Annotated in this window: 9 protein-coding genes; 3 read left to right on the top strand and 6 right to left on the bottom strand. The window is 56.6% G+C overall.

Going from position 1 to position 16,112, the window contains the following annotated elements; translation table 11 throughout:
- Window positions 1-270 precede the first annotated feature (270 nt).
- The 5 genes from purH to FOE74_RS05515 form a co-directional block, all read right to left on the bottom strand.
- Complete coding sequence (gene purH, locus FOE74_RS05530; protein WP_149097609.1) at window positions 271-1,800, bottom strand: bifunctional phosphoribosylaminoimidazolecarboxamide formyltransferase/IMP cyclohydrolase; 1,530 nt, start codon at window positions 1,798-1,800, stop codon at window positions 271-273.
- Between the two features lie 227 nt (window positions 1,801-2,027).
- Window positions 2,028-2,639 (bottom strand): phosphoribosylglycinamide formyltransferase, encoded by a 612-nt coding sequence (gene purN / locus FOE74_RS05525; protein WP_149097608.1) that lies wholly within the window; start codon window positions 2,637-2,639, stop codon window positions 2,028-2,030.
- Window positions 2,640-3,105: 466 nt separating this feature from the next.
- On the bottom strand, window positions 3,106-3,975 hold the full coding sequence (locus FOE74_RS05520; RefSeq protein WP_225840677.1) for a TIGR03915 family putative DNA repair protein: 870 nt from the start codon (window positions 3,973-3,975) through the stop codon (window positions 3,106-3,108).
- A gap of 82 nt (window positions 3,976-4,057) precedes the next feature.
- Entirely contained in the window at window positions 4,058-4,204 is a 147-nt protein-coding gene (locus tag FOE74_RS21170; protein WP_188686436.1) for a hypothetical protein, read from the bottom strand.
- Between the two features lie 80 nt (window positions 4,205-4,284).
- Window positions 4,285-5,550, bottom strand: a complete 1,266-nt coding sequence (locus FOE74_RS05515; RefSeq protein WP_149097606.1) for a putative DNA modification/repair radical SAM protein — start codon at window positions 5,548-5,550, stop codon at window positions 4,285-4,287.
- A gap of 233 nt (window positions 5,551-5,783) precedes the next feature.
- Between FOE74_RS05515 and FOE74_RS05510 the strand changes: the two genes are divergently transcribed.
- The 3 genes from FOE74_RS05510 (at window position 5,784) to FOE74_RS05500 (ending at window position 12,661) form a co-directional block, all read left to right on the top strand.
- Window positions 5,784-7,634 carry a POTRA domain-containing protein gene (locus tag FOE74_RS05510; protein WP_188686433.1) on the top strand — a complete coding sequence of 617 codons (1,851 nt, stop codon included), beginning with the start codon at window positions 5,784-5,786 and terminating at the stop codon, window positions 7,632-7,634.
- Between the two features lie 123 nt (window positions 7,635-7,757).
- Window positions 7,758-11,618, top strand: coding sequence for a PKD domain-containing protein (locus FOE74_RS05505; RefSeq protein ID WP_149097604.1), 3,861 nt, complete (start codon window positions 7,758-7,760; stop codon window positions 11,616-11,618).
- An 11-nt stretch (window positions 11,619-11,629) separates the two neighbouring features.
- Window positions 11,630-12,661 (top strand): PorP/SprF family type IX secretion system membrane protein, encoded by a 1,032-nt coding sequence (locus tag FOE74_RS05500; protein WP_149097603.1) that lies wholly within the window; start codon window positions 11,630-11,632, stop codon window positions 12,659-12,661.
- 549 nt (window positions 12,662-13,210) lie between these two features.
- Here FOE74_RS05500 and FOE74_RS05495 read toward each other — a convergent pair.
- Entirely contained in the window at window positions 13,211-15,790 is a 2,580-nt protein-coding gene (locus FOE74_RS05495) for a zinc-dependent metalloprotease (protein ID WP_149097602.1), read from the bottom strand.
- Window positions 15,791-16,112 lie beyond the last annotated feature (322 nt).

Here is a 16,112-nt window from a genome sequence, read left to right as displayed (position 1 = left end):
ATGTCTGGCTTGCTTATTGCCCCTTGGGCCGCAAAATAATGCCGGGCACTCCCCTACCCTTGGTGGCTTGCTTGGCCTTTTCTCAGAAGGGCTTCCACTTTTCTGGGCTACGCCACCTGCTGCCCAGGTGGACCAAAATTAGATTTATACCAGCAGAGGGAGCCATGGCAAGCACCCATTTTTCCGCTGATTTTCTCAAAAAAGGAGAAAAACAGAAAGCCCGGCTCCTCAGTGGGGGCCGGGCTTTCTGATCAAGCGGTAGTGGTAGGCTTAGTGTTTGAAGTGGCGCACGCCGGTCATGACCATGGCCATGTTACGTGCATCGCAGGCCTGAATAGAATCCTGGTCTTTGATGGAACCGCCCGGCTGTACCACGGCAGTGATGCCGGCTTCGGCGGCAATCTCCACGCAGTCTGGGAACGGGAAGAAAGCGTCTGAGGCCATCACGGCACCCTGCAGGTCAAACCCAAACCCTCTGGCTTTCTCAATGGCCTGCCTCAACGCGTCTACGCGCGAGGTCTGGCCCACGCCGCTGGCCAGCAATTGGTTGCCACGCGCCAGCACAATGGTATTGGACTTGGTGTGCTTGCACACTTTCAAGGCAAACTCCAGCCCCTGCACCTCTTCTTCAGAGGGCGAACGCTGGGTTACCGGCTTGAAATCAGCGGCCGTCTCAGTGGCCAAATCTTTGTCTTGCTCAATCACCCCGTTAAGCAGGGTTTTGAATAACTTGGCAGGCAAAGCAACAGGTTTCTGACGCAGCAGGATCCGGTTTTTCTTGCCTTTCAGCAAGTCCAGCGCATCCTGGTCATATTCCGGGGCAATGAGTACCTCAAAGAACAGCTTGTTCAGTTCCTCGGCGGTAGCCAGGTCTATGGTTTTATTGGTGATGATCACGCCCCCAAACGCCGACACCGGGTCACAGGCCAGGGCGTTCAGGTACGCCTGGTGCAGCGAATCGGCTACGGCCACGCCGCAGGCATTGGTGTGTTTCAGGATAGCCACGGCCGGCTGGTCAGCGAACTCCGCCATCAGCAGCACGGCGGCGTCTACGTCTACCAGGTTGTTGTACGACAGTTCTTTTCCGTTCAGTTTGTCAAAAAGAGCCTCTAAATCACCGTAGAACGTGCCGTTTTGGTGCGGGTTCTCGCCGTAGCGCAGGGTCTGGCTTTGGCGCTCGCTCTGCTTGAAAGCCGGGGCTAAGTCCTGCTCCTGGCTCAGGTAGTTGAAAATGTGCGTGTCATAGTGCGAAGAGATATCAAAGGCTTTGGCCGCGAAACGCTTTCGGTCAGCCAGCTCTGTGCTGCCTTCCTTGGCTTGCAGCAACTCCACCACCTCGCCGTACTGCTCGCGCGAAGACACAATCAACACATCCTGGAAGTTCTTGGCCGCCGCCCGGATCAGGGAAATACCGCCAATGTCAATTTTCTCGATCACGTCTTCCTCGGGCGCGCCCGAAGCCACGGTTTCCTCAAAGGGGTACAGGTCCACGATCACCAGGTCCAGGGCTGGGATCTCAAACTGTTGCACCTCCTGCTGGTCTTGCTCGTGGTTGCGGCGGTGCAGAATCCCCCCGAAGATCTTGGGGTGCAGGGTTTTCACGCGTCCGCCAAAGATAGACGGGTAGTCGGTGACGCTGTCAACGGCCACCACCTCAGCGCCCAGGCCTTCCAGGAACGTTTGGGTACCGCCGGTAGAATAAAAGGTCACGCCTTGTTTCTGCAACTCGCGCACCAACGGCTCCAGGCCATCTTTGTAGTACACCGAGATAAGGGCAGATTTGATTTTAACGGAATTCATATAGTTTGCGAAAAATGTAGGTTAAATGGAAAGCCCATCCCCCGCTGGGAATGCGTAAACGGCCAGGCACAGAGGTACCGGGCCCATGTCAGGCAAAGGATCTGGGGCCAAAAACAGAAAGCAGCGGAAACGGCAAAAGGCAGGAAAGCCGGCCGCAGAAGACACGCGCGGGACTGCAGGAGCAAATCATAGGGCCGTGTCAGGTGCTTCATCTCTTTTCCGGAGGGTTAGGCGGCGGGCGTTTGGGGGCTGTCTTTGTCTGCCGAGAGCAATTCCTCTACCACGCGGGGCAGGTGCTGGTGCTCCAGGGTGAGCACGCGGGCGGCCAGGGTCTCACAGGTGTCGTGCGGTTGCACGGGGCAGAACTCCTGGAAGATAGGCGCCCCCTCATCATAATGCTCGTTCACATAATGGATGGTGATGCCCGTCTGGGTTTCCTGCGCCTCAATCACCGCCTGGTGCACGTGCTGGCCGTGCATGCCTTTCCCGCCAAACTTGGGCAGCAACGAGGGATGGATATTGATGATCTTATTAGGGAAAGCCTGCACAAAGCTTGCCGGCAACAGCCAAAGGAACCCGGCCAGCACAATCAGGTCAGGGGCGTAAGCCTGTACCTGCTGCTGTACCTCGCCGGCCCTAAGCGCGGCGCGGTCAAACACGGCCGTGGGCACCCCAAAATTCTGGGCACGCTGTAAGGCGAAGGCCTGTGGGTTGTTGGAGAAAAGGGCCGCCACCTGTATGTGCGGGTGGTGCGCGAACTGCTCCAACAGACGCTGGGCATTGCTCCCGGACCCGGAAGCGAAAATAACGATGTTCTTTTTCTTAGAAGAGGTACCCAAAACGGCTAGTACTGCGGATGGAAGAGCAAAGATAGTGTTTCTGGGGTATTTTATAATAAACAGGCAAAAAAGGTAAAAAAGACCGCTTCCCCTTTTTAAAAGAGGACAAGAGGTGTTTCAGGGATGTTTTTCAGGAAAGAGCCGGAATACAGAATCTGTAGAGACCAGGCACTGCCTTGTCTCCCACGCATTGCTGAAAAAGGGTATTGCTAGGAAGAAGGGCAACTCTTGTGGCTTTCCTATTTAGATGGATCCTGCCTGGTTTCCGTGATGGGGAGGCTGTGGGCGGAGACACTCGAAGGACCTTCGGACGCTACGAGGTCGTTTGAGTAAGCAGTGTTGAGGGGGAGCTAGGGGAAGAGGTACGGGGGAGGAAATTACCTGACCTTGCTGCTGCACCTCTTAGGCAGGTTTTCACCTTTCAATCTATTCTCCCTGAACATAGCTTTAAACCACCTCCCTGCGTCTACGCCTTTAACCGGGGCACAGCGGTAGGCACCTGCTTGTTCTGGATAGGCTGATGCGCCTGAATGCGGGGCTTTTTCTCGGTGAGGTATTTCCAGTAGCGCTTGGGCAGGTGGCGGAGGTGCAGTTTGGGGTTCTTCCGTTCCGGGATGTTCACGTGGTCAAAATAGGCTTGCCACAATTGCTGGTAAAGAGGCTCCACCGCCGTGAGGATATCCGGGGAGAGTTGGCCTTTCCGGAGGCTGGGCGGCGCCTCCTCCAAAGTGATCAGGTGCACCTGCTCCAGGTCATAATAGGCTCCGTACTGCCGGCGCACATCATAGATAAGCCAGTGCTGGTCGGCGTACCGTTTCTCAAAATGCGGCACCACCAGCGGAAGCACGTTGAAATCTGGGTTGATGGGGGCCACATACAAGCCATCCTGCGACCGCTGGAACCGGACAAAGGCCTCCATGCGGTGTTTCTCCCGGAACATCTGCTTGCCTACGGCGGCCATCTTCTGCACGCAGGGCTGGGTGAAGTTCTCCTCTACCCCTTGCTGGGCACTGGTAAAAACCAGGCGCACGAACTGAAAAATCAGCATCTCAAAGCCGGGCTGTTCCCAGAGAAAGGCTTTGTACACGTTCTCCCGGGCAGCAGCAGAAAGCTTCTTTCCTAAGCCGTCCCATACCCGGTTGGCTTTGTCTTCCTGGGTGGGCACAAAATGGTGCGTGGCGAAAATCCCGGGCGGGGCCTCTCCTTCTTTTCCGATCTGGGTAGGCCATGCCTTGCGCTCAAACGCTTCAAACACCACCGTGAGAAGGCCGTCAAAAGAACCGTCGTAACTGTAGAAATACATGGTGGGGAAAGAAATCAACAACAGTAAGAACAAAGACTACATGTGGTTTCTGAAGAAGGCAAGACCCGGAGCCACAGGCTTTTAACCCGCTACCCAACCACCTTCTTCGGCTGGCTTAAGAGGCGATGCGGATGGAAGTATGTCGGCCGCCGTTTTTCTCATGGCGCTGGGCTGACAACTGGCGCAGGTAAGGCACCAAAGTGCTCAGTTTGCAACGGAAAGAAACAGGGGCTACGGTTTGGCGGTTGGCTAAAGTTGGCATATTGGGTAGATTTCTATGTGGTTTTACAAAAACAATGCTTTTTCTTTTATAAGGCAGAAGAGGTGTGGCTAGCGGTTGGTTTAGCTGGCCTGCTGGAACAGATCCAGTTGGCTGCCCCACAGGCTGGCCCGGCTCCCTTTCTCGCCAAAGATGATTTTCCTTCGGATAGCTTCTTCGTCCCATTCTCTCGTCTCCAAACTGCGCCCTCCGCAGGTGATAAAATACTTGGCCCTTTTCAGCACCACGCCTATCTGGCGCAGGTGCTCCCAGGTAAGGGGAGCAAAGCGGCGGGCCGACACTATCTTTTTCGCTGATTTGATTCCCACACCCGGCACCCGCAGAATCATCTCATAGTCGGCGGTATTGATCTCCAGCGGGAACACATGCCGGTTGCGCAGCGCCCAGGCCAGCTTAGGATCAATCTGCAGGTCTAGCTGCGGGTTCTGCTCGTCTAGCAATTCATTCACCCCAAAGCCGTAGAGCCGCACCAACCAATCTGCCTGGTACAGCCGGTTCTCCCTGATAATGGGCGGCGTACTGATAATGGGCAGGCGGCTGTCGGTCACCACCGGCACGTACCCGGAGTAGTACACGCGCTTGAGCTGGAAGTTCTGGTACAGGCCGTCGGCGAGGGTCAGGATTTGACGGTCGCTCTCAGCGGTAGCCCCTACAATCAGTTGGGTGCTTTGCCCGGCGGGTGCGAAGGAAGGCGTGGACTTGAACAGCTTCTTCTCTTCTTTCACCAGCACCAGCTGGTCTTTGATGTGGCCCATGGGCGTGAGCACCTCCTTGAAATTCTTCTCCGGCGCCAGGGCCTGCAGACTCTCCTCGGTGGGCAACTCAATGTTCACGCTGAGTCTATCGGCGTACAAGCCTGCTTCCTTCACCAGTTCTTCACTGGCCCCAGGTATGGTCTTGAGGTGGATGTAGCCGTTGAACTTGTGCTCCTGGCGCAGCTTCTTGGCCACCCGTACCAGGCGCTCCATGGTATAGTCGGCGTTCTTGAAGATTCCGGAGCTCAGGAACAGTCCTTCTATGTAGTTACGGCGGTAGAAATTGATGGTCAGATCCACTACTTCCTGCACGGTGAAAGCGGCGCGTTTCACATCATTGCTTTTGCGGGACACGCAGTAGGCGCAGTCAAAGATGCAGAAGTTGGTGAGCAGGATCTTGAGCAAAGACACGCACCGGCCATCCTCGGTATAGCTGTGGCAAATGCCCATGCCTTCGGCGTTGCCCAGGCCCTTCCCCTCGTTCTTGCGCTTACCGCCGCTGGAAGAGCAGGAAACATCATATTTAGCAGAATCTGCCAAAATACTTAGTTTTTCTAGAAGCGGAGTTTGCATCTCTATGCCTTTTAAGTCTCTGAATACGTTAGCAAGATACGGCACAACCGCCTGATAAACTAATAATTTTAGCCACAAATTATCAACATGGGTGTTGATAACGCTAATTTTAATAGCATTAAACTGCCTGTGCTGGTTCTGAGGGGATTTTGCCGTATTTTGGGGATGGAGTTAAAGGGATGAAGACGGCTCAACGATTTTCTACGCACGCAAGACTGCTATTGCTGCTAGCCATGGCTATGTGGTGTGGTTGCGTTTGTGCCTATGCCCAGGTGGTTCCCACCCTTCCTCCCACGCCCGTGGTGACCCCGCCGCTGGAAGACACCACTGACAACCGGCAGTTCCTGCAGTCGTTGAAACGCATGAGCCAGAAGAAGACCCTGTTGGGGCGGGCGGTGAAAGCGCTGGTGGTGTTCAAGCCCCGCAAGATTGAGGAACCCCTTGAAAACAGCCTGCTGCCGCCGGCGCATGCGCAGCACAACTACAAGGTGGTGCGCAGCATCTACTTCAAACGGTTAGACGCCTTCGGTTACTCTATCAATGACACCCTGGCCCTGCCCAAGAACTACCTAGAACGTTTAGGCAATGCCCTGCACATGCGCACGAAGCAGAACCTGCTGCGCAACCAGATCCTGTTCAAGGAGGGCGACCTGCTGGAGCCGCTGGACTTGTCTGAGTCTGAGCGTCTGCTGCGCCAAACCGATTACCTGCTGGATGCCCGGGTACTGGTCAATGACTCCACCTCTACCAATGACAGCGTAGACGTGGTCATCATCACCAAAGACGTGTTCAGCATCAGTGTGTCAGGGTCGGCGAGCACCTCCAGCACCCGTATTGGCCTGCGCGATATCAACTTCATGGGGGTGGGGCACCAGATCAGGGCCAACCAGCGCTTTGGGGTGAATGAGCCGCAGACGTGGCAATTCCTGGGCAGCTATTTCATCCAGAACATCTCCAGCAGCTTTATCTCCGCGGAGTTGGTGTACCAGAACACCCACTACTACAAACAGCAGAGCCTGGGCTTCAAGCGGGATTTCTACACCACCAACACCAAGTATGCGGGCGGGGCTTCGGCCGGGTGGTACCAGACCCTGGTGCCAGACTACTATGAACAGGGCGAGCAGGTGGAGGAACCCAGGCATTTTCTGGAGCACATCCCCCTGGATTACAACATCCAGGATTTCTGGATTGGCCGCGCCTTCCGGCTCAAATCGTATGACCTGGCCCAGAACAACCCCGGCCAATTCATTACCGCCGCCCGCTTCATGAACATCAAGTACACCCAGGGCGGCGGGCCTGCCCTACAGAGCGCCCGCCTGTACCTGGCCGCCTTCGGCTACAGTTTCAGGCGGTATTACAAAGACCAGTACCTTTTCGGGTTTGGACGCACCGAGGATATCCCGGCCGGGAACCTGCTGGCGCTAACCGCGGGGTTTGAAGACGGCGCCCAGAAAAACCGCCCGTACCTGGGCATCAAGGGGGCCTTCGGGAAATACAACCCGGGATTCGGGTACCTCTACGGGGGCATTGAATACGGCAGCTACCGGCACCGCAACTCCTGGGAACAGGGGGTATTCACCTCAGAGGCCTTGTACTTCACACCCTTGTACCGGCTCAGGAACTGGCGCTGGCGTCATTTTCTGTGGCACCGGACCTCTCTGGGCATGCGCCGGCCCGATCTGTTTGCCCTGGACATTGACCAGGATGACGGCTTGCGGGGCTTCAGTTCCAGCGAGGTGCGCGGCTACCGCCGGTTCGTCCTGAACTACGAGACCAATTTCTTCACTCCCCTTACCCTGCTGGGTTTCCGGCTGGCCCTCATCGGCTTTGCCGATATGGCCTGGCTCACGAGCGTGGAAAACAGATCACCGCTGAAGGAAAAGCCCTACACGGGGTTTGGGTTCGGGCTCCGGTTCCGGAACGAGTTCCTCACGCTCAACACCATCCAGATCCTGCTGGGGTACTACCCCCGCATGCCTTTCCTGAACGGCCAGCAGGAATTCAAGCTGTTCCAGACCACCCGGCAGTACTATGACTTCAATGACCTGCGCTTTACCCAGCCCCTGATCACGGAGTTCAGGTAGTTTAATGCCTCTTTTTTAGAAAACGCAGGAATTTCAGCCTTTCATAAACAATATATCACTTTTAAAAGTATATATTGTCATTACCTAAGAACCAGGGCCATTCCTCAATAATGGTTCCGGTTTATGGCGTACATCTACAAAAGCGACTGGAAAGTGAAACCTCCCCCTTATTTCCTCAGAAGCCTTGTCTTATGCCTTCTGCTGCTTTGTTGGGTAAATGTCTGGGGCCAGACTACCTCCAACAAAGGCCGCGACTTTTGGGTAGGCTACATGGCGCACGTCCAGAATGAGTCAGGGCCTAATCCGCCGCAGGGCATCTCCAGCATGAACCTGTACGTGACCTCAGATGTGGCCACCAACGTACGGGTAACGGTAGGATCAGGGGCGCCGGCCACTTACCGGGTGGCGGCCAACTCCGTGACCGTGATCCCGGTCAGTCCTTCCACGGCCTATGTGGGCACCAGTGAGGTCATAGAGCGAAAGGCCATCCACGTGACTTCAGACGCGCCGGTAGTGGTCTATTCGCACATTTACCACCTCAACAAATCCGGGGCAACCCTCGTCTTACCGGCCAACACGCTGGGCAGGTCTTACTATGCCGTGAGCTATAACCAGTCTCAGTACCTTGATGCCCGCGCCGCCTCCCAACTGATGGTGGTAGCCCTGGAAGACAACACCACCTTGCAGATCACTCCCACCGCCACCACTTTGGGGGGTCGGCCCGCCGGAAGAACTTTCTCCCCGTCCCGCCCGCTCATGAAGGGGGAAGTGTACCAGGTTCGTTCACTGGAGGACCTGACGGGCACCAAAATAGAGTCGGTTGATGCCGGTGGGGGAACCTGTAAACGGATCGCGGTTTTCTCGGGCAGTTCCTATACCGCTATTCCGGAGCCGTACACCTGCCCGGGCCAGTTCAGCGGAGACAACCTGTACCAGCAGTTGTACCCCATCAGCGCCTGGGGCCGGAACTTTGTGACCGCGCCTTTCAAGAGCCGCCTGACCGGGGAAATTTACCGCGTGCTGGCTTCGCAAGACAATACGGTGATCACGGTCAACGGCAGTTCGGTGACCAAGAACAGTGGGCAGTACCATGAATTTGAGAGTTCCACCCCTAACTACATCACCTCCTCTGCCCCGGTACAGGTGACCCAATACACCAAATCGCAGCTCTGTGACAACGTGCCCAGCGACCCGGACATGGTGTTGATCAACCCCGTGGAGCAAACCCTCAGAGACATCACCCTGTATTCCTCGCCTTTTTTCCAGATTTCCCGGCACTACATCAACGTGACCATGAAGACCACTGATGTAGGTACCTTCCGGTTAGACGGGCAGCCCGTGACGTTTGCGCCGGTCCCCTCCAACCCGGCCTATTCCTTTTCCCAGACCACCGTCACACCCGGTAACCACACCCTTACCGCCGACAGCGGGTTCAATGCGCTGGCCTATGGGTTTGGCAATGTGGAATCGTACGCCTACTCTGCGGGCGCCAACGTGACCAACCTGAACCAGAACATCAAGGTAGCCTCAGACAGCATCTGTGCGGGCAAGAAGATCCAGTTCACGGGTTTTGCCGTGTACAAGCCGCTGGCCTGGAAGTGGTATTTCGGGGACGGCGCCACTTCAGCGGAACAGAACCCGGCCCACACGTTCCCCAACCCGGGCAAGTACACGGTCTCCCTGGTAACCACTAAGTCCAACGGCAATGACTGTGACTCCCAGGACTCTACTTATATAGAGGTAGACGTTTTGCCCAACCCCCAGGCCGACTTCACCTATGAGGTGGCGTGCTCCAATGACAGCACCCGCTTCAAAGACGCTAGCAAGGTGACCACCGGGCAAACCCTGGCCGCCTGGCGCTGGGATTTCGGTGACGGCACCACGTCTACGAAACAGAATCCCGCGCACCGGTACCGAAGCCCCGGCACCTACACGGTGAGCCTTACCGTGACCAGCAAAGGCCTCTGCGTCTCACCTGTCACCACCAAACAAGTCATCATTGCCGCCCCGCCCGTAGCCCGGTTCAACGCCCCGGAAACCTGTGACCAGGCCACCATGTCCTTCCAGGACCAGACCACCGTGGCCCAGGGGCGCGTGGTGCGGTGGGAATGGGATTTTGGTGACGGCTCTGCCCGTAGCACCGAACAGAACCCGCGGCACGTATTCCAGAAAGCCGGCACCTACACCGTCAAACTGAAAGCTTTCTCTGAGCAGGGCTGCCAGGATTCTACCCAGCAGACCGTGACGGTCAACCCAAAACCAGTGGCGGCCTTCTCCTTGCCTGACCTCTGCGTGCGTGACGAGGCCGCGTTCCAGAACCAGTCTACCCTGACCAGCGGCACCATGAGCTACCGCTGGGATTTTGGCGACGGCACCACGTCTACGGCCGCCTCGCCCCGACACAAATACACAAAGGAAGGCGAATACACCGTGAAACTAGTGGTGACTTCCGGCAAAGGCTGCCAGGACAGCGTCTCACACACCTACACCATCAGCGGAGCCGTGCCAGTGCCTGCTTTTACCGCTACCTCTTTCTGTCAGGAGCAGGGCGTCACGTTCCAGGATGCCAGCACCATCTCCTTCGGGAAGATTCTTCGGCGGCGCTGGTCTTTTGGCGACGGCACCTTCTCTGACGAAACTAACCCCCGCCACCAATACACTACCGCGGGCATGTATCAGGTGGAATTGCGCGTCTGGTCTGGCATTGTCTGCACCGAAGCCATCACCAGAACCATTGTGGTGGAGCCCAACCCAAAAGCCAGCTTTACCACCGCCAATGTCTGCGACGGCACCCCTGCCCGCTTCACCAACACCACCCAGGACCGGGGCAGCGGCGCAGTTTCCTATAACTGGACCTTCGGGGATGGCACTACTTCCACAGAGGTGAGCCCCAGCCATCGGTATGCCGCCCCCGGCACCTATACCGTCACCCTCAAAGCCCGGGGGGCCAACTCCTGTGAGCAGACCTTTTCCTCCACCCTTACCGTCTACCCTACCCCTAAGGCAGATTTCTCGCCCACGGTGGGCTGTATTACCACCGCGGTCACGTTCCAGGACATGACCAGCCTGCCCAACGGGCGGGTAACCCGCTGGGCCTGGGACTTTGGCGATGGGGCCACGGCCACAACCCAAAGTCCGAGCCACCGCTACAGCACGGTGGGCACGTATCAGGTTCAGCTCACGGTCACCTCAGATTTGGGGTGCACCCACACGATCACCAAAGCCGTCTCCATTGCGCCGGTTCCCATTGCCCAGGCAGGCCCAGACCAACTCATATGCGGCAGTAATACGGTCAGGCTGGCCGCCAACACCCCCGCGCCAGCCACCGGCCAATGGACGGTAGTACAGGGCACCGGCGGAAGCTTTGCCAATGCCTCCAGCCCCACCACCACGTTCACGGGCACCTTGGGCACCACTTACCTGCTGCGCTGGACCGTGAGCAACAGCCCTTGCATAAATGCCACCGATGACGTGGAAATCAAAGTAATGCCTACCCCCCTGGTCAATGCCGGGCCAGACATTCTGCTGGTAGAGGGAGAAACCACCACGTTGCAGGGCAGCGGCCAGGGCAAACTCACCTGGAGCCCCACTACAGGCCTAAGCAACGCCACTACCGCCACGCCGACGGTCTCGCCCACCGCCACCACTACCTATTACCTGCGCACCGTCTCAGATGCGAGTTGCCCTAACCAGGACAGCATGGTGGTGACGGTGATCAAACGCCTGAATATTCCCAAAGCGTTTTCGCCCAACGGCGATGGTTCCAATGACACCTGGGTGCTGGAGGGCATAGAGGACTATCCGTACCTGACCATTGAGATCTACAACCGATGGGGCCAGCAGGTATATACCACGCAAGGCTACCCCAACCCCTGGGACGGGAAGCGCAACGGCGTAGACCTACCCATTGGGGCCTATTACTACATTATTGACCCCAGAAACGGCAGGTCTAAAATGACGGGCCCACTTACTATTCTGCGCTAACCCAAGAGCCTATGAGAAAGAACAGCTACCTCCTGCTTTTCCTGCTCAGTCTCCCGCTCCTGGGGTGGGCGCAGCAGATTCCGCACTACAGCCAGTACATGCTCAACCCGCTGCTCCTGAACCCGGCGGTGAGTGGCACTGACAACTACCTGGATGTTAGGGCCGGGTACCGGAACCAATGGACCGGGTTGGAAGGGGCGCCTACCTCCTATTACCTGAGTGCCCACATGCCGCTCTCCCGCATGGATTACCTGAGCCCGCCTACCACCTTCGCGCCCCGCCCCGCCGTAAAAGGCAAGCGCCGGAACCAGTGGCGCCCTGAGTTCCGCAACAACGCCCAGAAAACCAGGCCGCACCACGGGGTGGGCCTTCTGGTGCAGGCAGACAAAGCCGCCGGCCTGAAACGCACCGAGGTGCAACTCCTGTACGCCTACCACCAACCGCTCACGCCTTCTATCAAACTGGCAGCCGGAGTGGCGGCCGGGCTCACCCAGTTCGGTCTGAACCGGGACCTGCTCACCTTCGCCAACCCGGGTGATCCCGTCATGAACGCTGATGAATACAACCGGGTGCTGCCTAACATAGGCGTGGGGGTCTTGCTCTACAGCAACCGCTTTTTCTTAGGAGCCTCCGTGGCGCAGGTACTGCCTACCCCTTTCACTTTCCGGGATTCCCGGCCCGGCGTGTTGGCCAAACAGCAGCGGCACTTCTTCGGGCACGGGGGCTACCGCTTCCAGTTGACCAATATCGTGAGCGTGATGCCCTCAGTGGTGGTGAAGTACGCGGCGCCCAATCCGGTTTCTGTAGATGCCAACGTGAAGGTATTCTGGCGCGAGCAGTTCTGGGTGGGGGGTTCTTACCGGTTCCAGGATGCGGCCGTGGTCACGGCGGGTTTCCAGTACAAGCATAAATTCCACCTGGGATACGCCTATGACCTCACTACCTCGGGCCTGAACCAGGCCAGCTACGGCTCCCATGAATTGGTGCTGGGCCTCATGCTCCGCAACCGCCGCAGCGTCTACTCCCCGTCACAGTACTGGTAGGTTTTTGGGCTGGTTCTTAGAAAACAGCCTCTAAACGGCCCGGGACAGGGAAAATGGTTTTTACCGCTCCTTCTCCCTCTAGTCCAGGGCTGTTAAGTTCTAAGAATATAGCTGGTTCAAGTTTCTTACTTAAACCTAAAATGAACTGAAGTTTGCAAATCAGTGAGGCGAAAGCCTCAAACTATGTAAGAAGGGCAGTAAACTTTCCCTCAGCTTTAACCTTCAAAGTAGAACGTAACGACCCTACCTCCCTCAGGCCAAGCATTTTGAACCCTGGGCCATACCATATCTGTGGGCTGTTTGTTAAGTTAGCAATGGTCCCAAAGGGCAAAATCTTTCAAAAATCAGGGCACACCAGCCGCCGTTGTTTTACTGGCCTTTTTGCAAAAACGTGCTTCAACCGCCCAGCGCTCTGCTTTCCGGCTGAAAAGCGAAGAGGCCCACCACCAGAAAAAACTGTCTGCCCTAAAAAGACTTGCTACCCTACAAAAGAAAAGAGGCTACCTCCGGGGAAGTAGCCTCTCTCTTTTACAGGACTAAGGAATCTGGTTATTTCACGGCCAGGGCATCCTCTACCAAGAATACCAGGTTGCTGCGGTGCGCCTTGGTTTCCTCATTCGTAGACACTGCGGTAGCCATTCTGCCTTTCACGTTTTTCAGGGTGTAGCGGGCAGCGGCTTTAGACATGTCATCGGCGGGAGACTTGGGGTCTACCAATTGGGCCAGCTGCTTTACGTAGGCCGTTTGCAGGTACTGGCGGTAGGTATTCACGTTGCCTTTCATATCGGCGTCAAAGATGCCTTTGGTCAGGTCGCTCATCACTTCCGCCAGGCTGTACTGGTTTCCGTACAGGGTGCTGTTGGTGATGCGCTGGGTGGTGGTAGGGTGCAGGATATGCGCCAAAGCAGAGGCGCCCAGGCTGGTATAGGTGACGCTCAGCTTAGGGTCTTCGGTGCCCGACATGAAGTTGAAGCCCCGGCGCTGGCCTTGCAGGTAAGGAAGCAGGTAAGCATCTGCCTGGAAGGCGTCTGGCGCGAAAACGTTCTTCGCCAATACGGCCATGGCTCTTTTCTGGGTAGCCTCGGGCACCGGGGTGTAGGGTTTGTTAGGACTGTTCTGGCCCACGAAGCTACGGTCAATGTAGACCCCACCCACGTACCGGCTCACGGCGTTGATCATGCCAGACCGCTGGCCGTTGAGCGCGAAGTAACGGGCTCTCAGTTCAGCATAACTCTGGTCCTCTTTGCTGTATTTGGCTTTCAGCTTGGGCATGATGGCATTCACCAGCGCAAACCGTTCCTGGGCGTACCCAATGGCATCACTGCTCATGTCGTTCACGTTCACCCGCGGGTCAATGGCCTTGCCGGGGGCGCGCATGTCGTCGGCGTCGTTGCCGAAGGCCAGGTCTGGCTCGGTGCTGCGGCTCAACACTTTCTTCCGGAAAGCAGCCTCTCCGTTTTCCGCCACCGGTTTGTAGCCGTACTCAATGGCCCACAGGTCATAGGGGCCGGGTTTGGTGGTGTAGTAATCGCCTTGTTTGCTGCGGTCCAGGCTGATGTTGATGGCGGGATAATCCATCACGCTGCCCATCATGCCTTTTTTCTGGGTGAGAGCGGTGTTGTGCACCTCAGACAGCTTGAGCATCTGGCTGGACTTCATGTTATGGTTCAAGCCCAGGGTGTGCCCCATCTCGTGCAAGACCAGGTAATACAGAAACTGCTGGTGCATTTTCTTGAGGTCGCCGGTAGAGGCATCGGTAGCTTCCAGCGCCGTCAGGCCCGCTGAGTATTGGGCTTTCAGCTCATGCGCCATGGTACACATGGCCGCGGGAGGTGTCATGCCAGGGAAAGAAAGGCCTTCTGCCGAGGGGCCGCTGAAGAGTTCATCTGAGATAGGCGTGGCGTTTCCGCTGTACCATTCTATGGTGATGTCAGAGCCCAGGATCTGCCCGGTTCTGGGGTTCACGAAGCTGGGCCCGATGGCGCCGTACTGCGGGCTGGCCGAGGAAACCCACCGGATCACGTTGTAGCGGATGTCACTAGGGTCCCAGTCCACCTGGTCTGGCATGATCTTCATGACCACGGCGTTCTTGAAGCCTGCCTTCTCAAAAGCCTCGTTCCATTTCTCGCCGGCTTCTTTGATGGTCTGCCGGAATTCCACGGGCGTAGTGTTCTCTATCCACCAGACAATGGGTTCCACGGGCTCACTAAGAGCGGCGGTGGGGTCTTTTTTCACCAGGTGCCACCGATTGATGATGTCGCGGTAGTTGATGGCCTGCACGCTGGTGAGGTCATTCACTTCCTGGGTGAAATACCCTACCCGAGGATCATCTAAGCGGGGACGGTAGTCGTTCTTGGGCATTTCCAGGAAACTGTGCTGCATACGCACGCGCACGTAGCGGGCATCGGTGATATCTTTGCCACCGGCCATGTATGGGGCCGGGTTGTCATAGGCCAGGTCTACCTGCACGTCGGTGTTGCCCGGGAAAGACTTCACCTTGTGGTATTTGGATTTGGCGGTGTTCAGGGTACCCATGTTGAAAAAAGCGGTAGGCGGCGCGCCTACGGGAGCCAGGGGTTTCACCGGGTCCATCTTCTCACTGATGAAAAGGGCGTCGGCGTTCACCAGGTATCCGCCTTCGTCTTCCACGGTGAACTTCTCAGACAGCATCACGGCCTCTGGCACGTCAATGCCGGCGGTTTTGCTCACCGCGTTTTTCTGGTCATAATAGAACTTGGTGTTGACCTGCTGGAACTCTAGTTTGTCATAGGCCTTCACAATCTTGAACACGCTGGTGGCCCGGTGCATGCTCTGGTTCAGAAACAAGCTGGTTGGCCCGCTGATGGAAAAGCTCTGGTACACGAACTCCTTGCCTAGCTGATCTTTTCTGACATACAGCTGCACCGACCCCGTGAGGGTGTCCTGGTACACGGTGAACAAGCCGTCTGCTTTCTTGCTGGTTTTCACCTTCTCCGCGAGGGAGCTTTTTTTAGGGGCGGCGGCTTCCGGGGCCACGGGTGCCGCTACCTTGTCGGCCTCCTTGCCTTTTTTGTTTTTCTTTTGCGCCTCTGCCTGAAAACTCAGGAAGGGGATGCTCGCCAGCATCAGGGTAGATAAAACTCTTTTCATTTGTTTGGGTTGATTAGTTACCAAGGCAATAGCGGGTGATGACCCTAAAGGATAAGTGGCGTGGGGCAGCCTCCCTAAATAATCTTGGAATATAACCAAACAAAACTTATCTTCAAAATAAACGTAGTGCGCCTCCTGAAAATAAGGCAACCCCGTTTAAGCCTGGGTAACAGCACTATTGCCCTCAGACTCCCCACCGCCTTGTCCTCCGTCAACGTACCAAGACAAGGAATTCGCTACCCAAACAGCCCCGGTTTAGGCCTTCTTTTGCCAAAAACAGACCTTAAACGCCCGGCTGGCCATAAACTTTGAGGGACCATGA

The sequence above is a fragment of the Rufibacter glacialis genome (assembly GCF_008271745.1).
Classification (GTDB): Bacteria; Bacteroidota; Bacteroidia; order Cytophagales; family Hymenobacteraceae; genus Nibribacter; species Nibribacter glacialis.
The sequence above is the reverse complement of the archived record's forward strand: the minus strand, read 5'-3'. Positions and strand labels throughout refer to the sequence as shown.

Coding starts and splice junctions, on each gene's coding strand:
- purH (WP_149097609.1), bottom strand. CDS start 1,800: ATGAATTCCGTTAAAATCAAATCTGCCCTTATCTCGGTGTACTACAAA.
- FOE74_RS21170 (WP_188686436.1), bottom strand. CDS start 4,204: ATGCCAACTTTAGCCAACCGCCAAACCGTAGCCCCTGTTTCTTTCCGT.
- FOE74_RS05515 (WP_149097606.1), bottom strand. CDS start 5,550: ATGCAAACTCCGCTTCTAGAAAAACTAAGTATTTTGGCAGATTCTGCT.
- FOE74_RS05510 (WP_188686433.1), top strand. CDS start 5,784: ATGGCTATGTGGTGTGGTTGCGTTTGTGCCTATGCCCAGGTGGTTCCC.
- FOE74_RS05505 (WP_149097604.1), top strand. CDS start 7,758: ATGGCGTACATCTACAAAAGCGACTGGAAAGTGAAACCTCCCCCTTAT.
- FOE74_RS05500 (WP_149097603.1), top strand. CDS start 11,630: ATGAGAAAGAACAGCTACCTCCTGCTTTTCCTGCTCAGTCTCCCGCTC.
- FOE74_RS05495 (WP_149097602.1), bottom strand. CDS start 15,790: ATGAAAAGAGTTTTATCTACCCTGATGCTGGCGAGCATCCCCTTCCTG.